The sequence below is a fragment of the Labrys methylaminiphilus subsp. lupini genome, from assembly GCF_051161885.1.
Lineage (GTDB): Bacteria > Pseudomonadota > Alphaproteobacteria > Rhizobiales > Labraceae > Labrys.
Genome location: NZ_JBMDIH010000001.1, coordinates 4,682,429 through 4,703,270, shown reverse-complemented (window position 1 = coordinate 4,703,270; position 20,842 = coordinate 4,682,429). Strand labels below are relative to the sequence as shown.

18 protein-coding genes are annotated in these 20,842 nt (G+C 61.5%); 8 read left to right on the top strand and 10 right to left on the bottom strand.

What is annotated here, in order from left to right; all coding sequences use genetic code 11:
• The first annotated feature begins 93 nt into the window (after positions 1 to 93).
• On the top strand, positions 94 to 909 hold the full coding sequence (locus ACN6KF_RS22115; RefSeq protein WP_434958922.1) for a DUF3108 domain-containing protein: 816 nt from the start codon (positions 94 to 96) through the stop codon (positions 907 to 909).
• A 393-nt stretch (positions 910 to 1,302) separates the two neighbouring features.
• On the opposite strand, the gene ACN6KF_RS22110 is transcribed toward ACN6KF_RS22115, so the two are convergent.
• From ACN6KF_RS22110 to mnmG, 6 genes are all read right to left on the bottom strand, one after another.
• Complete coding sequence (locus tag ACN6KF_RS22110; protein ID WP_434958921.1) at positions 1,303 to 2,385, bottom strand: MerR family transcriptional regulator; 1,083 nt, start codon at positions 2,383 to 2,385, stop codon at positions 1,303 to 1,305.
• A 109-nt stretch (positions 2,386 to 2,494) separates the two neighbouring features.
• Positions 2,495 to 3,316 (bottom strand): exodeoxyribonuclease III, encoded by an 822-nt coding sequence (xth, locus tag ACN6KF_RS22105; RefSeq protein ID WP_434958920.1) that lies wholly within the window; start codon positions 3,314 to 3,316, stop codon positions 2,495 to 2,497.
• A gap of 282 nt (positions 3,317 to 3,598) precedes the next feature.
• Positions 3,599 to 4,477 carry a ParB/RepB/Spo0J family partition protein gene (locus tag ACN6KF_RS22100; protein WP_434958919.1) on the bottom strand — a complete coding sequence of 293 codons (879 nt, stop codon included), beginning with the start codon at positions 4,475 to 4,477 and terminating at the stop codon, positions 3,599 to 3,601.
• 9 nt (positions 4,478 to 4,486) lie between these two features.
• On the bottom strand, positions 4,487 to 5,293 hold the full coding sequence (locus tag ACN6KF_RS22095) for a ParA family protein (RefSeq protein ID WP_434958918.1): 807 nt from the start codon (positions 5,291 to 5,293) through the stop codon (positions 4,487 to 4,489).
• Between the two features lie 39 nt (positions 5,294 to 5,332).
• Complete coding sequence (gene rsmG / locus ACN6KF_RS22090; RefSeq protein WP_434958917.1) at positions 5,333 to 5,977, bottom strand: 16S rRNA (guanine(527)-N(7))-methyltransferase RsmG; 645 nt, start codon at positions 5,975 to 5,977, stop codon at positions 5,333 to 5,335.
• 237 nt (positions 5,978 to 6,214) lie between these two features.
• Positions 6,215 to 8,083 (bottom strand): tRNA uridine-5-carboxymethylaminomethyl(34) synthesis enzyme MnmG, encoded by a 1,869-nt coding sequence (gene mnmG / locus ACN6KF_RS22085; protein ID WP_434958916.1) that lies wholly within the window; start codon positions 8,081 to 8,083, stop codon positions 6,215 to 6,217.
• A 264-nt stretch (positions 8,084 to 8,347) separates the two neighbouring features.
• On the opposite strand from mnmG, the gene ACN6KF_RS22080 reads away from it, so the two are divergent.
• Positions 8,348 to 9,106, top strand: coding sequence for a class I SAM-dependent methyltransferase (locus ACN6KF_RS22080; protein WP_434958915.1), 759 nt, complete (start codon positions 8,348 to 8,350; stop codon positions 9,104 to 9,106).
• Between the two features lie 3 nt (positions 9,107 to 9,109).
• Here ACN6KF_RS22080 and mnmE read toward each other — a convergent pair whose 3' ends face one another.
• Positions 9,110 to 10,435 carry a tRNA uridine-5-carboxymethylaminomethyl(34) synthesis GTPase MnmE gene (gene mnmE, locus ACN6KF_RS22075; protein ID WP_434958914.1) on the bottom strand — a complete coding sequence of 442 codons (1,326 nt, stop codon included), beginning with the start codon at positions 10,433 to 10,435 and terminating at the stop codon, positions 9,110 to 9,112.
• Positions 10,436 to 10,544: 109 nt separating this feature from the next.
• Here mnmE and ACN6KF_RS22070 point away from each other — a divergent pair, with 109 nt between their 5' ends.
• On the top strand, positions 10,545 to 12,584 hold the full coding sequence (locus ACN6KF_RS22070) for a thioredoxin domain-containing protein (RefSeq protein WP_434958913.1): 2,040 nt from the start codon (positions 10,545 to 10,547) through the stop codon (positions 12,582 to 12,584).
• Between the two features lie 276 nt (positions 12,585 to 12,860).
• Here the strand turns inward: ACN6KF_RS22070 and rho are convergent, their stop codons facing one another.
• The 3 genes from rho to hemE all read right to left on the bottom strand — a co-directional run bounded on the left by rho (position 12,861) and on the right by hemE (position 15,970).
• Positions 12,861 to 14,126 carry a transcription termination factor Rho gene (gene rho / locus ACN6KF_RS22065; RefSeq protein ID WP_434958912.1) on the bottom strand — a complete coding sequence of 422 codons (1,266 nt, stop codon included), beginning with the start codon at positions 14,124 to 14,126 and terminating at the stop codon, positions 12,861 to 12,863.
• 262 nt (positions 14,127 to 14,388) lie between these two features.
• On the bottom strand, positions 14,389 to 14,829 hold the full coding sequence (gene hemJ, locus ACN6KF_RS22060; protein WP_434958911.1) for a protoporphyrinogen oxidase HemJ: 441 nt from the start codon (positions 14,827 to 14,829) through the stop codon (positions 14,389 to 14,391).
• Positions 14,830 to 14,947: 118 nt separating this feature from the next.
• A complete protein-coding gene (gene hemE / locus ACN6KF_RS22055; RefSeq protein ID WP_434958910.1) occupies positions 14,948 to 15,970 on the bottom strand; it encodes a uroporphyrinogen decarboxylase in 1,023 nt (340 codons plus the stop codon).
• A 159-nt stretch (positions 15,971 to 16,129) separates the two neighbouring features.
• Between hemE and ACN6KF_RS22050 the strand changes: the two genes are divergently transcribed.
• From ACN6KF_RS22050 to ACN6KF_RS22030, 5 genes are all read left to right on the top strand, one after another.
• On the top strand, positions 16,130 to 16,405 hold the full coding sequence (locus ACN6KF_RS22050) for a hypothetical protein (protein WP_434958909.1): 276 nt from the start codon (positions 16,130 to 16,132) through the stop codon (positions 16,403 to 16,405).
• A 285-nt stretch (positions 16,406 to 16,690) separates the two neighbouring features.
• The gene (locus ACN6KF_RS22045; RefSeq protein WP_434958908.1) at positions 16,691 to 17,530 is read left to right on the top strand and encodes a pyruvate, water dikinase regulatory protein; all 840 of its coding nucleotides are present in this window, start codon (positions 16,691 to 16,693) and stop codon (positions 17,528 to 17,530) included.
• 10 nt (positions 17,531 to 17,540) lie between these two features.
• The gene (locus tag ACN6KF_RS22040) at positions 17,541 to 18,161 is read left to right on the top strand and encodes an SRPBCC family protein (RefSeq protein WP_434958907.1); all 621 of its coding nucleotides are present in this window, start codon (positions 17,541 to 17,543) and stop codon (positions 18,159 to 18,161) included.
• Positions 18,162 to 18,183: 22 nt separating this feature from the next.
• The gene (locus ACN6KF_RS22035) at positions 18,184 to 18,654 is read left to right on the top strand and encodes a hypothetical protein (RefSeq protein WP_434958906.1); all 471 of its coding nucleotides are present in this window, start codon (positions 18,184 to 18,186) and stop codon (positions 18,652 to 18,654) included.
• Positions 18,655 to 18,782: 128 nt separating this feature from the next.
• Entirely contained in the window at positions 18,783 to 20,837 is a 2,055-nt protein-coding gene (locus ACN6KF_RS22030; RefSeq protein ID WP_434958905.1) for an oxidoreductase, read from the top strand.
• Positions 20,838 to 20,842 lie beyond the last annotated feature (5 nt).

The following is a 20,842-nucleotide window of genomic DNA, read 5'->3' as shown; positions in this document are numbered from 1 at the left end:
CGCCGGTTTTCGGCGAAAACGACGCGACAACAATGACCTGCCGTGCCGGATCCGAATTCGGGCCCGACACAGCAGGCGGCCCCGGAGACCGGCGTGACGATTTCGCATTTCTTTCGCTCGGCGCTCGGCGCCGGCTTTCTCATCACCGCGGGCCTCGCGCCTTCGCTGGCCGCCGCTGCCAGCGCCAAAACGGCGATAGACTATGGCGTGACCCTTGCCGGCTTTCCCATCGGCACGGCAAGTCTCGCCATCAATCTGAGCGAGGGCGGCCCCTACAAGATCGAGGCCTCCGCCAAGGTCGGCGGACTGATCAAATTGATCAGCGATGGCCGGGGTTCGGCCTCCTCATCGGGAAGGCTCGGCCCCAGCCAGGTCCGGCCGTCCGCCTATACGCTCACCTCGGTGGCGGGCAAGAAGCCACAATCGGTGCAGATGGCACTTGCGGGTGGCAATGTCACCGCCCTGCAACTGCAGCCCGACTTGCCGCCGCGCAAGGATCGAGTGCCGCTCACGGACGCCAACAAGCACGGCGTGATCGACCCTCTTTCAGCCATCCTGGTGCCGGTTGCCGGCGGCGCGACCCTCGACGCCTCGGCATGCCGACGCTCCCTTCCGGTGTTCGACGGAGCCCAGCGCTTCGACATCAAGCTGTCCTATGCCCGAACCGAACAGGTCAGCGGCAAAGGCTATGCCGGCCCCACCATTGTCTGCTCGGCGCGCTATGTGCCGATCGCCGGCCACCGGCCTTCGCGATCCCAGACCAAGTTCATGGTCGATAATCGCGACATCGAATTATGGCTCGCGCCGGTCGGCGAGACCCATGTGCTCGCCCCGTTCAAGATCATCATAGGCACTCAGCTCGGACGCCTGACTCTCACCGCTTCCCGTTTTGGGGCCACTGAGAACTGAATCCAAGGCTCCCGTCCCAGAACGGGACACCTTGATTAAGCTGGTACCGCGTGGGCTCGATTTTCGCCTATGGGGGGAGCAGTTCTGCATCATTTTTAGCCGACTATTGATTGCTGCATTTCAGCGATGCCGAACCGGGTCTTTTGCCATCGAGCAGCGCCCGTTCGACGGGCTCCGAGCGAAATCGAGAGACCAAGTGGCCACCGATCGCGCGTAAGGCCGATTTCCTCGCTCGATTCGATCGGTGCCCTTCGTCAAGAGAATTGTCCCGCAACGCTCGGGTTCTTCCGATTCGTCGGCGATTCGTTCAGGTTTTGGCAGTAGTTTCTCAACTTGGTTAATTCAAAGGAGCCGGCAATAAATTGCCGGCTTAATTTTCTGGAAACCATAGACCTATGGCAAGGGACGCAGATAGAGGGCACTGAGCCTTCCATCCGGTGCGAGCGCAAACCCCCACTCCAAATCGCCGCCATCGAAACCGGCGTCATAGATGTCCAACCCCGCCTGCGAAACGCCCTTGAACGTCAGGGATTGTAGGGCGCCGAGCCTGGCGAGACTGGCATGGACCGAAGCCGCCTGCTCGCGAGCGTGTCCGGCCAGCGGTTCACACATGCCCGCATAATCAGGCTCGCCGCGAAGATGATCCTGAATGATGCCGCGCAGGAGAGCCTCCCCACCGAGGACGGGAATCTTCTCCCGGATGCGGCGTTCGAGCTTGGCCTCGTTGTGCCGCGCCCGCTCCTCATCGACACGCTGGGCGGCATGTTCATAGCCGTCCTGATGGACCACGAGGCCGACGACTTTTCCGGCATCGCGACTGAAGTCGACCTGGGCCGGCACTACCTTATAGAAGAATGCATCCTCGCCTTCCGCAAACAGCTCGAAAGCCGGTTGCCCGCTCACCCTGGCGAACAACCGATCATCCTGCAGGACAACCGTGATCAGTCCACCCTCTCGAAGCTCGTAATGTCCGATATAGTCGGGCAGTTTCTGCCGGTCGGCCGGGATTGCCGTGCGAGGCCGCGCTTGTTCGTAGCGTCGCCAGGCGACGGTCTCGGATCTCGTATCCGCCATGTTGCTTTCCTTCGCCAATTTGATGAGATCATCCGCGGTGACAGCCGCACCCTCGGCCAATCGGGCGCGCAGCCCGGCTAGAAGTGCGAGGCTGCGTTCGGCGCGGGCACGCATGTCGAGAGCGCTCTGCTGCTGAAGCGCGAGAAGATGCGCGAGATCCGTCTGCTTTCCGGCCAGCAAGGACGCAATACGGGCAAGACTGAGGCCCAGATGTTTCAGCGCCAGTATTTCGTTGAGCCGGGCAATTTCGCGCGCGCCATAGAGGCGCCAATTCTTGCCGGTCCGCGGCGGCGCGATCAGCCGATGCCGTTCATAGACCCGCAGCGCTCGAACCGTCAGGTTCATGCGGCGGGCGCATTCGGCGGCCGTCAGGTGACTATCGTCGGGGGATACGGATCGCATCGGAACCTCCTGCGATCCTCTCTAGGCTATGACCCAAGGTCCGATGCAAGCGGCCTTTTGCGGGCCGGTCTGACCTGCGACCTCTCGGCTATGTCGCGCTTATGAGCCTTTACTCGATCTCGAACACGCCGGTGACCGGCACGTGATCGGAAGGCTTTTCCCAGCCACGGGCTTGGCTGAGGATCTCGATCGACCGGGCCGTACCGGTCAGGCTCGGGCTCGCCCAGATATGATCGAGCCGTCGGCCGCGGTTGGAGGCGATCCAGTCGGCCGCACGGTAGCTCCACCAGGTATAAAGCTTGGCCGGTTCGGGCGTGAACTCACGCATCAGGTCGATCCAGCCCCCCACCGCGATCATCGCCTTCATCGCTTCCGTTTCAACCGGCGTATGCGAGACCACATCGAGCAATTGCTTGTGGCTCCAGACGTCATGTTCGAAAGGCGCAATATTGAGATCGCCCACCAGCAGTGCACGGCCATTGGCCTGCGGAAAATCGCCGGCAAACCAGGCATGCATCTCCGCGAGAAAATCGAGCTTGTGGCCGAACTTTGGATTGCGCTCACGATCGGGAATATCCCCGCCCGCCGGCACATAGAAATTATGCACGGTCAGGGGCTGCTTCAGCCCTGCTTCGGCGCCGAGGCGGATCGAGATATGACGGGCATCGCCCTTCTGGCAGAACTCACGCTTGTCGACCATCTCGAAGGGCAGGCGCGAGAAGATCGCGACGCCGTGATAGCCCTTCTGCCCATTGAAGGCGATATGTTCGAAGCCGAGCTTGCGCACGTCATTGAGGGGGAACTTGCCGTCCTCGACCTTGGTTTCCTGCAGGCAGAGAATATCCGGGTTCTTCTCCCTTACGAGACGCTCGACCAGCCCCATGCGCAGACGGACCGAGTTGATGTTCCAGGTGGTGAGGGTAATCTGCATGGGAGGGGCACTCGGATGAGGGTGTCATACCGCGCCGACGTGGCGCGGCTAATCGGAAAGCCGGTTGATTAGACAGCGCCTCCTACGGGAGCCGAAGCCGGTCTTGCCCTCTTCATCGCTGCGTCAGGGCCTTCGGCTCGCCCTGGCCGTGGATGAAGGAGGTCGAAAGCGCTCAGCGTTCAATCCAATTCCAGAGCCGGGATTGGATGCCTTATGTAATTGATATCGCACTGCTTTTTTGAAAACCAGCTTCTACTTTGGCTCGCAATGCCGACACGCATTCTAGCCGCGCAGCCGGCGGCAAAGGTCGTCGAGCTGCTCAAGTGATTTGTAGCGAATCTTTAATTCACCCCCATCACCACGATGATCGAGCAGAACCCTGAGGCCGAGTACGTCCGAGATGGTTCGCTCCAGCGCAATCGTATCGGGATCTTTCTCGACGCGGCTGCGCGCCCTCAATGTCTTGCCGGCGCTTTGCGACTGATCCTGCACGATGCTCTCGGCGTCCCGCACCGACATGTTCTCATCGATGATCAGCCTGGCCACACTTTCGGGATCGGAAACCGACAGCAGAGCGCGAGCATGTCCGGCCGTCAGTTTGCCGCTCACCACATTGGTCTTGATTGCGTCAGGGAGCTTGAGCAGACGCAGCGTGTTCGCCACATGACTGCGGCTCTTGCCGATCACCTTCGCAAGGTCGTTTTGCGAATAGGAGAACTCCTCGATCAGCCGATCATAGCCGACCGCCTCTTCGATGGCGTTAAGGTCCGCGCGCTGGACGTTCTCGATAATGGCGAGTTCGAGCGCCTCCTTGTCCGAGGCCTCGACGATCGTTACGGGTACATCATGAAGCTCGGCTCGCTGAGCAGCGCGCCAGCGCCGTTCACCCGCGATGATCTCATAGGCATCCATGGAACCGGCGACGGCTCGCACCAGGATAGGTTGAATGATACCCTTCTCGCGAACGGAATTTGCCAGATCTTCGAGTTCGTCTTCGCTGAAATTCTGACGTGGATTCTTCGGATTGGGCCTCAGGAAACCCGTCGGCACGCGGCGCTGGCCGCGAGCTCGCTCGATCGCCGCCCCCTCGTCACCGGCATCGCCGATCAGAGCAGCCAAGCCGCGTCCCAGGCGCGGGCGCATTTTATCATCAGAGGTCATGGTCGGTCCTTACGCGGCACGCAATAGTTTCTCGCGCTGAATCACTTCGGAGGCGAGACGAACATAGGCCTGGCTTCCCGGGCACTTCAGATCATAAAGCAGGGAGGGCTTGCCGTAAGACGGTGCCTCCGACACGCGCACATTACGCGGGATCACCGTCTGATAGACTTTCTCACCCAAGAATTCGCGAACATCGGCTACGACCTGCCCGGAAAGATTGTTGCGGGCATCATACATGGTCAGCACCACGCCATGGATGCTGAGATGTGGATTCAGCGAATTGCGAACCTGCTCCACTGTGCGCAGGAGCTGGGACAACCCTTCCAGTGCAAAGAATTCACATTGCAACGGCACCAGAACGGCATCCGCTGCCGCCATGGCATTCACCGTGAGAAGGTTGAGCGAGGGCGGGCAATCCACCAGCACATAGGAGCAGCGGAAATCGCTCGACGACGCCAAAGCATGAATGGCTTTGCGCAGACGAAATGCCCGGTCGCGCTCACCAGCGATTTCGAGCTCGACGCCGAGCAGATCCATATTGGATGGCGCGATATGCAGCCGCGGCACCACGGTCTCGACAATCGCCGCGCGCAGATCGCAGTCCCCTACCATCACATCATAGGTAGTGCGCACGCGCTGCTTCATACCGATGCCGAGACCCGTCGAGGCGTTGCCCTGCGGATCGAGATCGATGATCAGCACATCTTCCCCAATTGCGGCAAGCGCCGTGCCGAGATTGATGGCTGTCGTGGTCTTGCCAACCCCACCTTTTTGGTTGGCAATAGCGAGAATACGCGGCAACGTCATGGCACCCATCTTTCCTGCAGCCTGAAGCTTGGAAACGGCATCTAAATTTTACTCGCCCAGGTGCTTTGTCGCGGTTTTGATCGAAACAATCTGCCCGGTCGAGTCAGTAAGGCTCGGTATAAATTCTGCCTGGATATTCCAATATTTAGTGGCTTGGGTCAATTCCTGCTCTACATCTTGACCCTTGAGAAACAAGGCTCGAGCACCTGTTTTCAACAACTCCGCGCTGTAATCGAGCAGCTCGACGAGTGGCGCCAAGGCACGAGCCGTGATCAGATCGGCGCGATCTTGCCATTCTGAGACGAAATCCTCGATCCGGACGGCGTGTACCGTCACCGGTGCCCCGGTTATGCGGGCGACCTCGCGCAGAAAGGAAGCCTTGCGGCCATTTGACTCAACCAGATGTACCCGAAACCCAGGAACCGTTTTATTGGCAATCGCCAGGACCATGCCGGGAAAGCCCGCGCCACTACCGAAATCGACAATCGTCCTGGCATCACCAAGTAGCGGGAGCAATTGAGCACTGTCCGCGATATGCCGCGTCCAGATCTGCGGCAAGGTCGACGGTGCCACGAGGTTCTTCACCCTCTGCCAGCGCTGCAGCAGCTCGACATAGAGGTCAAAGTCTCCAACTGTTTCACGTGAAACAGGGAGGGATTGCAGGGCGTCATGGCGGTCGCTATCGAGAGTCATGGCCGGACCATGGCTGATGCAGGCTATAGAGGCAAGTGAGACCTGCAGTAATCCAACGTCATGAAACACCCACATCGAGGGTCTGTCCCCTCAGGCAGGCATGTCCGGCTGGGATCTCCCCACCACACACGGCGCTCCCGTGACCAGGCGCGAGATGCCTGCATTGAGAGACATGTCGCTCCCAACACCGCTGGCGTCGGTCTGCTCTTAAAAAGATTCGATACGAGTCCGAATCGATCAGAGGGCGGCCCGTGCCTGCCTGCGCTTGCGCAGGGCGGCCAGCAGAAGGGTGGTCGCTGCTGGCGTGATGCCGTCGATCCGGCTCGCCTGGCCAATTGTCCGCGGCTGGACGCTGGCAAATTTCTGCCGTGTCTCGTTGGAAAAGCCGACCACGGCCTGAAAGTCGAAATCGCGAGGGATTTCAACATCTTCATCGCGACGGAAAGCAGCCACATCCGCCTTCTGCCGCTCCAGATAGACCGCATATTTTGCTTCGATCTCGACCTGTTCCAGCACGGCGGCTTCGAATTCACCCGCCTCGGGCCAAAGACGAGCGAGATCGGAGAAACCGACATTGGGATAAGCGAGGAGATCGAAGGCTGAGCGTCTCACGCCGTCGCGATTGATGTGAATGCCCGCCACCTCGGCCTGGTTGGGCGTTACCGAAACGGATTGGCTCCAGGCCAAGGCTGCCTCATACGCCGCCTGCTTGGCCTTCCAGGCCAGCTCACGTTCCGTACCGACCAGGCCGAGCGCCAGACCGCGATCGGTCAACCGGCGGTCGGCATTGTCGGCTCGCAACGTCAGACGATACTCCGCCCGCGAGGTGAACATGCGATAGGGCTCGCTGACCCCGCGGGTGACGAGATCATCGATCATCACGCCGATATAGGATTCATCGCGGCGGAAGCTGACGCCGTCGCCGCCGCCCGCCCGGCACGCCGCATTGAGCCCGGCGACGAGACCCTGGGCACCCGCTTCCTCATATCCGGTGGTACCGTTGATCTGCCCGGCCAGGAACAGGCCACGCACCCGCCGCGCCTCCAGGGTGGCGTCGAGTTCGCGCGGGTCAATATGGTCATATTCGATGGCATAGCCGGGGCGGATCATCCTTACCTTCTCGAGGCCGGGAATGGTGGCGAGCATGGCCTGCTGCACATCCTCGGGCAGGGAGGTCGAGATGCCATTGGGATAGACGGTATGGTCGTTCAAGCCTTCCGGTTCCAGGAAGATCTGATGACCGTCCCGTTCGCCGAAGCGGACCACCTTGTCCTCGATCGATGGACAATAGCGCGGGCCGCGACTTTCGATCTGACCGGAATAGATCGGAGCACGGTGGATATTGTCCTGGATGACCCTGTGGGTTTCAGGCGTGGTGCGGGTGATGCCACAGGAAACCTGCGGATTGGGCAGATGCGTGGTCAGTGTCGAAAACGGCTCCGGCGGCTCGTCGCCTGGCTGCATTTCCAGCGAGGCCCAATCGATGGTGCGACCGTCGAGACGGGCCGGTGTGCCGGTCTTCAGACGGCCCAGTTCGAAACCGATACGGGCGAGGGTCCGGGAAAGACCGAGCGCGGGGGCTTCGCCGACACGGCCGGCCGCCATCCTGATGTCGCCAATATGGATGACGCCGCTGAGGAAGGTCCCCGTGGTGAGAACAACCGATCCGCATCCGAATCGATCGCCTTTCGCGGTCAATACAGCCTGGACCTGGCCGTCCGCGATCTCGATATCATGGACCTCGGCCTCGATCACGCTCAGATTGGCCTGCTCGGCAATGGCTGTCTGCATGGCGGCAGCATAGAGGGCGCGGTCCGCCTGAGCGCGCGGGCCCCGCACGGCCGGTCCCTTGCGGCGGTTGAGCACGCGGAACTGGATGCCGCCCTGATCGGCGACGCGGCCCATCAAACCATCGAGCGCGTCTATCTCGCGCACGAGATGTCCCTTGCCGAGCCCACCGATCGCCGGATTGCAGGACATCGTGCCGATGGTGTCGGCACGATGGGTGACGAGGGCCGTCCGGGCGCCGAGCCGCGCAGCGGCTGCCGCCGCCTCGCAGCCGGCATGACCTCCGCCCACCACGATCACATCGAATTGCTGCTTCATTGGATTGGATCCTTCGCGCGCCTTTTACGCCGAAGGTCTCCACGGGTCAAAGGGAAGGCGTCATGCCGGCGAAAGGTCACATCGGGGAGTACGGCCAACCATAATCGGGGAGACCCGAGCATCAATCAGCAGTGGTAGGAGCGTGTTTCCAGCAACCTCGATGCGCCATCGGCGTAAGCCCTTTTGACCTGACGCCTACGCCTTGAACCCGATAACCCGGCAATCTAAGCTGCCTCCTGCTCGATTGACGAAGGAGTTCGGTCGATGTCCTATGAAGCCTATGCAAATTGGAAAGGCTGGGACGCGGCGGAATTCGGCCAATTCAATCGCGGCGAGGACGTCTTCTATAACACGGAAGTCAAGGCGTATCTTCCTTCGGCGCTATCGGGTTCGACGGTCATCGAGATCGGTTTCGGCAATGGCTCTTTCCTCGGCTGGGGCAGGAAGAACGGCCTGACCGTAATCGGCATCGAGATTCAGCCCGTGCTGCGGGAACGAGCCGAGCAGTCTGGCTTCCCTGTGATCGATGACCTTCGGCTGCTGGAGCCACTATCCGTCGATATCGTAGCAGCCTTCGACGTCTTCGAGCACATACCCTACGATTCCTTGCAGGAGATGTGCCGGCAAGCCGCGCGGGTGCTCAAGCCGGGCGGGTATCTGATCGCCCGCTTTCCCAACGGCGACAGCCCATTTGCGTTGCCCGTCCAGAACGGTGACCCCACCCATGTCAATGCCATCGGCGCCGGCTTCATCGGTGAACTGATGCGCTCCACGGGCTTCGAGCTTCGGGAATTGCGGGCACCCACCGAAACGCCCCTGCATCTTCGCGCCAGGCTGGTACTGCCCATCAAGAAGCTGATGCGTTCGGCCGTACGAGCCTATGTCCGCTTTGCTTTTCTGGGAGCAACGACCCCCTCGACCTTCCACCTCAATTACATGATGATCGCCCGCAAGCCCTCGGAGATCGACGCCGGAAACGGCAAATCCCAGCGGGGAGCCCGGGTCACGGCGCTGCGCGCCTGATCCTCACTTGCCGATGCAGAATTCGCGGAAGATCACGTCATAGATTTCATCGATATCGACCCTGCCCGTCAGCCGGCCGATGGCACGCACCGCCAGGCGCAGATCCTCGGCGACGAATTCCACCGGCGCCGCCTCATCCGCCGCCTGCACCGTCGCCAGATGCGCCGTCACGGTCTCGAGCTCCCGCCGATGGCGCTCCCGCGTCACCAGGGCGGTCTCGCCGCTCTCCAATGCGGCCCTCGCTGCCTGCTCGAGCCGCTCGAGCAAGGTCGGCATGCCGGCGCCGCTGCGAGCCGAGAGACCGAGCTCGAAACCATCAGGCAAAAGACCTTGGGGCAGGGGATACTGGCTATCGTCCTGCTTGGTAAGGACGCGCATGAGTGGGGCGGGCACAACGGGCGGGGCAGCGCGAGCATCGTCAGCCTCGAGCCAGATCACCAGATCGGCGCGATCGAGGCTCGCTTTTGCCCGCTCCACGCCGATCGCCTCGACCATATCCGCGGTCTCCCGCAGGCCGGCGGTGTCGATCAGGGTCACCGGATAGCCGCCGAGATCGAGATGCACCTCCAGCGTATCGCGGGTGGTACCGGCGATGGGCGAGACGATGGCGACATCGCGCTGGGCCAAGGCATTCAGCAACGTGGATTTGCCGGCATTGGGTGGGCCCGCAATCACCATCACCGCGCCTTCGCGCAGCCGCTCACCGTTTCGCGCACCGGCAAGCGCCGCCCGGATCTCGGCCAGCAATGTGCCAGCACCGGCACGTACGGATGCAAACAGGGCAGGGACATCCTCCTCGTCGGGGAAGTCGATCTCCGCCTCCATCAGGGCCAGCAGGGCGGCGAGACGCTGCCGCCAGGTCATTGCCACCCGTTCCAGCGCACCGCCCGCCTGGCGTAGCGCCTGCCGCCTCTGGCTTGATGTTTCCGCTTCGACCAGGCTGGCAATGCCCTCCGCCGAGGTCAGGTCCATCCGGCCGTTGGCGACGGCGCGCCGGGTGAATTCGCCACGCTCGGCCAAGCGAAAGCCCGGCAGAGCGGCGAGCGCGGCGATCACACCGGAAATGATGGCCCGGCCGCCATGCACCTGCAACTCGGCGACGTCCTCGCCTGTGAAGCTGGCCGGTCCCGGAAAGAACAGTACCAGGGCCTCGTCGAGCACTTCTCCGCTTTTCGGATCTTTCAGCCGTCGCAACGCGGCACGGCGAGGCTGCGGCACATCGCCGGCAATCGTTTCCAACCCGAATCGAACCGAAGGCCCCGACAACCGAATCACGGCGATGCCGGCACAGCCGACACCCGAGGCAAGCGCGACAATGGTCTCAGCCATGCATGAAAACTCCAGCAAGCCCGGCAACTTCCCGCCTCCGCGACACAGCCACGCTTTTACTTCCCACCCGGCGACCCCATACTCTCTTATCGAAAGAGAGGCTGCCATCATGTCCACCGCGCTGCAAAACAACCTCGCTCATGAAACCAGCCCCTATCTGATCCAGCACGCCGGCAATCCCGTGCATTGGCAGCCCTGGGGCGAACAGGCCCTGGCGCGTGCTCGGGCCGAGAACAAACCGATCCTGCTCTCCGTCGGCTACGCCGCCTGCCATTGGTGCCACGTCATGGCGCATGAGAGCTTCGAAAATCCCGATATCGCCGCCGTCATGAACGAGCTTTTCATCAACATCAAGGTGGATCGCGAGGAGAGGCCCGATATCGACCAGATCTATATGGCCGCTCTCCACGCTCTCGGGGAGCAGGGCGGCTGGCCGCTCACCATGTTCCTAACGCCCGGCGGCGAACCCTTCTGGGGCGGCACCTACTATCCGCCCGAATCGCGCTATGGCCGTCCCGGTTTCGTCGACGTGCTCCAAGCCATCGCCAAGGCCTATCACACCGATTTCGAAAGGGTCGGCCGCAACCGCCAGGCGCTCCTCGACGTGCTCGATCGTATCCCCCAGCGTGGCGATCGCGCTTTCGACGCCAATGGCCTCGCCCAGGCCATCAGCGCATTGGCCGGCATTACCGATCCCATCAATGGCGGCACCAAAGGCGCGCCGAAATTCCCCAACGCATCCTATCTCGAACTGCTTTGGCGTGGCGGGCCGGGCAGCGAGGCCCGCAAGCTGATGCTGCTGACGCTGGAACGCATCTGTCAGGGTGGCATCCGCGATCATGTCGGCGGCGGTTTTGCCCGCTACAGCGTTGATGAATATTGGCTGGTGCCGCATTTCGAAAAGATGCTCTACGACAATGCCCAGTTGCTCGAACTGCTGGCGTTGGCCTGGCAGGAGACCAAACGCGATCTCTTCCGCCAGGCAGCCACCGAGATGGTCGAATGGCTGCAACGCGAGATGATGGCAGGCGATGGCCAGATCTCGAACGGATTGGCCTTCGCCGCCTCGCTCGATGCCGATTCGGAGGGGCATGAAGGGCGCTTCTATGTCTGGAAACCCCATGAACTCGTCGAGATCCTCGGCGTGGACGATGCCGAATTCGTCGCCCATACATTCGACATCGCCGACGGCGGCAATTGGGAAGGCCAATCCATTCCCAATCGCCTCGGCAAGCCGGACTTCGAACCGGCTCTCGAGATCGGCTGGCAGGACCTGCGACCCAGGTTGATTGCCGAGCGGGCCAGGCGCGTCGCACCAGCCCGCGACGACAAGGTCCTGGCCGACTGGAATGGCCTCGCCATCGCGGCGTTCGCTCGAGCCTCCGTCGTGTTCGGCAAGCCGGGCTGGCTCGATCTCGCCCGGACAGCCTTTCGTTTCGTCGCCGAATCCATGGCCGACGGGCCGCGGCTCGGCCATTCCTGGCGTGACGGCCGGTTGCTGAAGCCGGGCCTGGCCACCGATCTTGCAGCCATGATCCGCGCCGCGCTTGCCCTTCATGAAGCCGGAGCGGGACAAGATTATCTCACTCAGGCCCTGGGCTGGGCGGAGGCAATCGAACACGATTATGCGGATGTCGAGGGCGGCGGCTATTTCCTCACAGCCAGGGATGCCGCTGCCCTCATCACCCGACCACGCTCTACCCTCGATGATGCCGTTCCCAACGCCAATGGCATCATGGCGGACAATCTCTTCCGCCTCGCTGTCCTAACAGGTGAGGAGCGCTGGCTGCAACGGGGAGATGAAGTGCTGGCCGCCCTGTCGCCGGCAATGGCCGGGAATGTCTTCGGGCACGCTTCCTTGCTCAACGCCCTGGACCTGAGGCTCCACGGCCTGGAGATCGTCGTGAGCGGCCACGGAGAAACAGCGGAACGGCTATATCATGCCGCTCTCGATCAACCCTTCCCGACCAGAACCGTCGTCCGGGTCGAAAGCCCCGAGGACCTGCCGGAGGGCCATGCGGTGCGCAATGCCGGTGTCGACGGCGAGCCAGCGGTCTTCGTCTGCTCCGGCCAGCGCTGCTCGCTACCCGTCAGGGACGAGGCCAGTCTGGCCACGGCGATCGGTTCCATGCGGGATAGGGACGGATAGGGCCGCCTTTCCCGAAGAAGCGCGCCTGTTTCACGTGAATCACTGGGCGCTTGTTTCACGTGAATCAGGCCTGGGGATGATTCACGTGAAACAGGGTTAACTTTGGAGCGCGGAGATCCTGTCCGCTTTTCCCTTCTTCCCATTTGTAGCGCTTGTGGACAGGAAAGGCGGACAGGATCTCCGCGCTCCAGAGCTGTTCCGCTTCCGAATCGGTGCTCATAGCAAAACGGCCCGGCATTGCTGCCGGGCCGCTCTGACAATCCTGATTGATGTGCCTCAGGTATTCATCGAATCGAAGAAGTCCGCGTTGAGCTTGGTCTGCCTGAGCTTGTCGAGCAGGAACTCGATGGCATCGACCGTACCCATCGGGTTGAGGATGCGGCGCAGCACATACATCTTCTTCAAGATATCGCTGGGAACCAGCAGCTCTTCCTTACGGGTACCCGAGCGGGTGATGTCGATCGCCGGGAAGACGCGCTTGTCGGAAACCTTGCGGTCCATAATGATTTCCGAATTGCCGGTGCCCTTGAACTCTTCGAAGATCACCTCGTCCATGCGCGAACCGGTTTCGATCAACGCGGTGGCGATGATGGTCAGCGAGCCACCCTCTTCGATGTTACGGGCGGCACCGAAGAAGCGCTTGGGCCGCTGCAGGGCATTGGCGTCGACACCACCGGTCAGCACCTTGCCGGAGGACGGCACGACGGTGTTGTAGGCGCGGCCCAGACGCGTAATCGAATCGAGCAGGATGACCACATCGCGGCCATGCTCGACCAGGCGCTTGGCCTTTTCGATCACCATTTCCGAGACCTGCACGTGGCGGGCGGCTGGCTCGTCGAAGGTAGAAGACACCACCTCGCCCTTCACCGAACGCTGCATGTCGGTGACTTCTTCCGGACGCTCGTCGATCAGCAGCACGATCAGATAGCATTCGGGATGGTTGGCGGTGATCGATTGGGCGATGTTCTGCAAGAGCACGGTCTTGCCGGTACGCGGCGGAGCGACCACCAGAGCGCGCTGGCCCTTGCCGATCGGGGCCACGATATCGATGACGCGCGAGGAATAGTCCTTCTTGGTGGCGTCTCCGATTTCGAGCTTCAGGCGCTGGTTGGGATAGAGCGGGGTGAGGTTATCGAAATTGATCTTGTGCTTGGTCTTGTCCGGATCTTCGAAATTGATCGTGTTGACCTTGAGCAGGGCGAAATAGCGTTCGCCATCCTTGGGAGAGCGGATAATGCCCTCGACCGTATCGCCGGTGCGCAGGCCGAATTTGCGGATCTGCGAAGGCGATACATAGATGTCATCGGGGCCGGGCAGATAATTGGCCTCCGGCGAGCGCAGGAAAGCGAAGCCGTCCTGTAGCACCTCGACGACACCCTCGCCGACGATCTCGACCTCGCGATTGGCGAGCTGCTTGAGCACGGCGAACATGAGTTCCTGCTTGCGCATCGAGGAGGCGTTCTCGACCTCGAGTTCCTCGGCAAAGGCAAGCATTTCGATTGGGGTTTTGGATTTGAGATCCTGAAGTTTGATTTCCCGCATGGGGGTCCTTGTTGGGAGGATCGATTCGTTTCATGACGCGCATTGAAAAGCGCGAATAGAAGGATTCTTTGGGGGGAACAGGTCTTGTTATCGCCAGACTTGGTCTTGCGTCAGCGCCGTGGCCGGGTTCAATACCCATACCCTCAAGACGCCAGCCTGCAATGGGAGGAGAAGCACTTTATACAGCCGGCCGCTGGCCTCGGCAAGCGATCGGCAGAGTCAATTTCTGAAAAAACGGACAATTTTAGAAAACGTGAAATCCTCAGAAAGGCTTCACCACCACCAGGATGACGATCAGGATCATCAGCACGGTGGGAATTTCGTTGATCATCCGGAAGAATTTCGCCGGGCGAATATTGCGGTCCTCGGCAAATTCCCGCGTCAGCTTGCTCAACCAGCCATGCACGCCCGAAAGCAAAAGCACGAGCAGAAATTTGGCTTCGAACCAGTGCGCGCGGTAAAAACCGGACGACCACACCAGGAGAAGGCCGAAAATCCAGGTCGCGCCCATCGCCGGATTGATGATGGCCTTCAACAGGCGACGCTCCATCACCTTGAAGGTCTCGCTCTGGATCGAACCCTTGGCAGCCTCGGCGTGATAGACGAACAGGCGCGGCAGATAGAGCATGCCTGCCATCCAGGCGATCACGGCGATAATGTGCCCCGCCTTTACGAGATCATAGGCCGTACCGCCGTATTCCATCACGTCATTCCTGCTATTTGGTGCTGCCGCCCCTTCTCCTCATCGGGGGAAGGCTGCTTTGCGGCATGGGCTGTCGCCAGTCCATCGTCTATTCAAACAGGACTGGATACTAGCAACCCTAGCCCCTGATTCGCTTCAGCATCTGTTCGACATGGGCAATCGGGGTCTGCGGCACGATGCCGTGTCCCAGGTTGAAGATGAAGGGTCTGCCTGGAAGGGTTTCGAGGATGCGGTCGAGTGCCCGGTTAAGCGGATCGCCGCCTGCCACGAGCGCAAGCGGATCGAGATTGCCTTGCACCGGTTTCAACGGCTGCACTTCGCGCACGGCCCAGGCCGGATCAACAGCCCAGTCGAGTCCGACGGCATCCACCGCCACGGCCTCGGCATAATTGCGATAGAAGGATCCGGCGCCGCGCGGAAAACCGATGATACGGGCTTTCGGATGACGCGCCCTGACACCGTCGACGATGCGCCTGTTAGGTTCGATCGTCCAGCGTACGAACTCATCCGGCGGGAGAATACCGGCCCAACTGTCGAATATTTGGACAGCGTCGACGCCATTTTCAAGCTGGGCAGCGAGATAATCGATCGAAGCCGATACCAGCCGGTCGATCAGAGCCGTGAAGAAGGCCGGATCCTGATAAGCGGCAAGGCGGGCCGGCACCTGGTCCTTCACCCCGCGGCCGGCGATCATATAGGTGGCCACCGTCCAGGGTGCCCCGCAAAAGCCGAGGAAGGTCACATCGGCCGGGAGCGCCGTCTTGACCTGGCGGATCGTCTCGAAGACCGGCGCCAGATGTTCGAGATCCACGCGGAACTTGAGCTTGGCCAATCCGGCAAGGTCCGTGACCGGCTCCAGCCGCGGGCCTTCACCTTCCTCGAACCAGACCTTCTGCCCCAAGGCATCAGGCACCACCAGAATGTCCGAGAACAGAATGGCGGCATCGAAACCGAAACGCCTGATGGGCTGCAAGGTCGCCTCCACGGCGAGATCAGGCGTGTAGCAGAAATTCAAAAAGCCCGAAGCCTTGGTCCTGATAGCCCGGTATTCCGGCAGATATCGTCCCGCTTGGCGCATCAGCCAGACTGGCGGTACCGGTTGGGCCTTGCCGGCAAGGACGTCGAGGAGAGGTTTGGTCATATCGGTCAGACTTTCCAAAGCGTCTTGTGGTTTGAATGAATTACCTCAAATCGCAAAGACGCGTCCAACCAGTGATCTAGAGCAAAAGGGCGTTTCCACCAAAACGCGCTTTGCTCCGGGCAACACCAAACAGGGCACTGAATCGAACCGGAACCTCGATTGGCTCGCCCTGCTGAAAGATTGAAACGTCGCTGGCGTATCAGATACATTCGGGAGGGGCGTTCGGAAATCCAGCCCGGCGAAAGAATTCACCCGATCCAGCCTACCGCCAAAGAAAATAAAAAAGAGAGATATGAATCTTCATTCTCCTTCTTCTTAACGCCTCGTTTACCGTGCTTCCTCGCCGTCCACAATCTATTCACAGGCGACATGGGAAGGCCGCCAAAAATTCGATATGAAAAATGCGGAAAAAACAGCGCGGATTCCGGCCGTTGAATCAAGGCGATGGCAGCAAGCCAAGGGGGAGGGCGCAGACTCGCACTTAGCGGCTTATGAGTCTTTTGCAGCCGAGCGTACGGAATCCCATCCCAAGCAATCAGCCTGTTGATGAAAAATCGGACTCTTCCACAGGCCTTCTTAAGATCGGGTTAAGGCGCTTCATCTGTCCCCACTTGTCCACAATGCCGTCCCACGCCAATCCGAAAGTTACCAACCCATTTCGGCGTTTTCCGGCGAAGCCCATCTGTGGACCTTGCCGGGAAACTCTGCTTAGGTCCTGTCATGGTCACAAGAAGCTTCTTCCACCTTCACCTGGTTTCGGACTCCACCGGTGAGACCTTGATCATGGCCGGGCGAGCCGTCGCTGCCCAATATCCGGCGGTCTCGGCGCTTGAACACATCTACCCGCTGGTGCGCAGCGAACGCGATCTCGATCGCACCATTGCGGAGATCGAAGCCAATCCGGGTGTGGTGCTCTACACCCTGGTTGAGCCCCAACTGGCGGAGCGGCTGGAGCGTAGCTGCCGCGAAATGGGCGCTCCGGTGCTGTCGGTACTGCAGCCGATCTTCGACCTGTTCAAATCCTATCTCGGCACCGAAGTGATGGTGAAGCCCGGTGCCCAGCATGTGCTGAATGCCGACTATTTCCGCCGCATCGACGCTCTCAACTACACGATGATGCATGATGACGGGCTGATGCCGACCGATTACGACGAAGCCGACGTGCTGCTGCTCGGCGTCAGCAGAACCTCCAAGACGCCGACTTCGATCTATCTGGCTCATCGTGGAGTGAAAACCGCCAATATTCCCCTGGTGCCGGGCGTGCCCCTGCCGCCGGAGGTCGAACATCTGAAAAATCCGCTGATTGTCGGCCTGTTCGCCTCGCCCGAACGTATCGTGCAGATCCGCGAGAACCGCGTGCTGACGCTCAGCCCCCACCACGAAGTCGACACCTACACCGATCGCATGTCGGTGGCCGAGGAGATCGCCCAGTCCAGGCGCCTATTCTCCCAGCGCGGCTGGCCGATGATCGACGTCACCCGCCGTTCGATCGAGGAGACGGCCGCAGCCATCCAGGGCCTGTTGCGCGCCCATCGCCGCGCCCGCATCGTGGAGACGTGAGGAAGAGCGCATGCGGGTTCTGGCGTGGTTGGCGGGAATCCTGGGATGCATTCTCCTGGCCTATTACGGCGGAGGCTCTCTTCTGCCTGACCATGCCAGCATCTATCGCAAGATGGAGATCGGCCGGCCGCCTTCCGCCGTGTTCGCCCTGATCAACGACCTCAAAACCTTCGACCAGTGGTGGCTGTTCACCAGTACGAATCCGGCGCAACGACCAGATCAGGCCGGCCCGGCGACGATCAGCGGGCCTCCATCCGGCGTCGGCCAGAAACAGATCTGGTTGGTTCGCAACGCATCCGATCGGCAGCTGGAGATCCTCGGCCAGCTCGAAATCGTCGAGAGCGAGGCCGATCGGCATGTTGCCATTGCCGTCGATGTCCCCGACTGGCTGTCGGGGCGCTTTCGTTTCGATCTCGGCGGCAGTGGCAATACCGAGCTTGAATGGGCGACCGATGTTGCGCTGGATACAACCTTCAAGCGCTGGGCCGGCTATTTCTTGGCCGACAAGGCCATAGGTGCACTCGAGGAGATCTCGCTGGTGCAGCTCAAGGAGCTGGCGGAAACCGGGAAGATCCGCCGACCCGATCCGGTCAAGCCGGCGAAAACGGTCTCTCCACCCACGGCAAGCTGAACAGGTTTGGGAACGATTGACGATGATCGCCGATGCAACGCCCGTGGCGCCGAGACCCCGGCCCGTTCTGGGTTTTCTCGTCTACCTCGCCTTCAGCCTTATCGGTATCGCCCTCGCTTCGCTCACCGCGGCCCTGACCTATATCGGCGCGATGATGGTCCGGTCCGACGCCGGTCTCAGTGACGCCGGTGATGTCCCGACCCTGATCGGTGCCTTGGCCTATATGACCGCGTTGCTAGCCGGCCTGCCGGCACTCCTGACCCGCGCCCTCATGCATCTGCTCGGCTGGCAGACGCCCTGGCCCTATATGGCGGCGGCCGCGATCGTCGCGGCCGTCGGCTCCGTCTATCTGATGTTCGGTACCGAATGGATTTCCAACGGGAGCGCCGAACTTGCCGGCGTGGCCCTCGGCTTCGGTTTGATGGGCGCACTGTGCGGCCTGGTGTTCTGGCTGGTGGCCGTACGACTGCCCGACCGCCTTTTGAGGGGCTAGCCACCCCACCCCGATTGATTGGTCGCCACGTTTAGCCTGAGTCTCGGCCAGGCTCCGGAGGTGGCTTGTGTTCTGCCGTAAAAAGCCTATTCTTGTTGTACAATTGTTCAACAAGAGATTGATCCGAGATGCCCCGCAATCCGCGATACGACATCCTGTTCGAGCCGGTTCGGATCGGTCCAGTCACCGCACCCAACCGCTTCTACCAGACGCCGCACGCCACCGGCATGGGCTATGTCAAGCCTGAAAGCGGCGCCAAGCTGCGCGGCATCAAGGCCGAAGGCGGCTGGGGCGTGGTCTGCACGGAATATTGCTCGATTCACCCCAGTTCGGACGATTCCCCGTTCGGCTTTCTGACGCTGTGGGACGAGGACGATATCAGGGCGCTCATGCCCACCGTCGAGGCCATCCATGCCCATGGTAGCCTGGCCGGCGTGGAGCTGTGGCATGGCGGTTCACATGCCAATAATCGCCTCACGCGCGAGCCGATCCTGGCGCCGTCGGCCCGTCCGGCTCTGATTCCGCAGCCGGGCAGCGCGCGCGCCATGGACAAGGCCGATATCAAGGCCTTCCGAACCTGGCACCGCGACGCAGCCCTGCGGGCCAAACGGGCCGGCTTCGACATTGTCTATTGCTATGCCGGCCACGATTATCTGCCGTTCCAATTCCTGTCGCCCCGCCTCAATCTGCGCGGGGACGAATATGGCGGCAGCCTCGCCAATCGCGTCAGGCTGCTGCGGGAGTTGATCGAGGACACGCATGAGGCCGTCGGGGATCGCTGCGCGGTTGCCGTGCGCCTGTCGGTCAACGAATTGCACGGGTCCCGCGGCATCACCTCGCAAGGGGAAGGTCGGGAAATCCTGGCCATGCTGGCAGAGCTGCCGGATCTATGGGACGTCAACGTCTCCGGCTCGCTCGGCAATGATTCCCGCTCCGCCCGCTTCAGCGACGAGGGTTTCCAGGAGGAGCATGTCGGCTTCGTCAAGGGCCTCACCACCAAGCCGGTGGTGAGCGTCGGGCGGTTCACCTCGCCCGACAGCATGGTGAGCCAAATCCGGCGCGGCATCCAGGATTTCATCGGCGCCGCCCGTCCCTCCATCGCCGATCCCTTCCTGCCGAGGAAAATCGACGAAGGCCGCGAAGACGAGATCCGTGAATGCATCGGCTGCAACATCTGCCGCTCGGCCAACAACGAGGCCGTGCCGCTGCGCTGCACGCAAAACCCCACCATTGGCGAAGAATGGCGCCGCGGCTGGCATCCCGAGCGCATCGAGGCGGCCGCATCGTCCTCGCGCGTGCTGGTGGTGGGAAGCGGCCCGGCGGGCCTGGAATGCGCCCTCACCCTCGGGCGGCGCGGCCATCGGGTGATGCTGGCCGAGGCCGGGCGCAAGCTCGGCGGGCGCATCAATCGCGAATCCAGCCTGCCCGGGCTCGCCAGTTGGGTCCGCGTGCGCGACTATCGCCTGCATATGATCGGCAAGCTCCCGGCCATCGACCTCTTTCCCGAAAGTCGGTTGAGCGCCGAGGATATTCTGGCGCTCGAGGCCGACCATGTCGTGCTGGCTACCGGCAGCCGCTGGCGGCGCGACGGTATCGGGAGTCTTGGCGAGGAAGCGGCGGAACTCGGTGCCGGCGCGATACTCACGCCCGACGACGTCTTCGCCGGCGCCGAGATCAGTGGGCCGGTGCTGATCTATGATGACGAGCATTACGCCGTCGGCGGTGCGCTGGCCGATAAATTGAGCAAGGAAGGTCACCAGGTGTATCTGGTGACACCGGCGGCCATGCTGTCGAGTTGGACAGTGATGACCGACGAACAATTCTTCATCCAGAAGCGTTTGTTGGAACTCGGCGTGAGGCCGCTGCTCAGTCAACGTCTCACTAGTGCTGCCAATGGCGTGGCGGAACTGGCTTGTGTCTATACCGGGCGGATCCGCAGGCACGAATTCGGCACGCTCATCCTGGTCACCGGGCGGGTGGCGGCGGATAGCCTTTATCGCGATCTCACGGCCATGACGGGGCAATGGCAAGCGGCCGGCATCCGTTCCGTTACCCGCGTCGGCGATTGCCTGGCACCCTCGTCGATCGCCGATGCGGTGCATGCCGGCCATCGCTGGGCTCGCGAGTTCGACAGGCCGCCGGCCGAGATCGCGCCGCGCCGGGAACGGCCGATACCGGCCTGATCTGT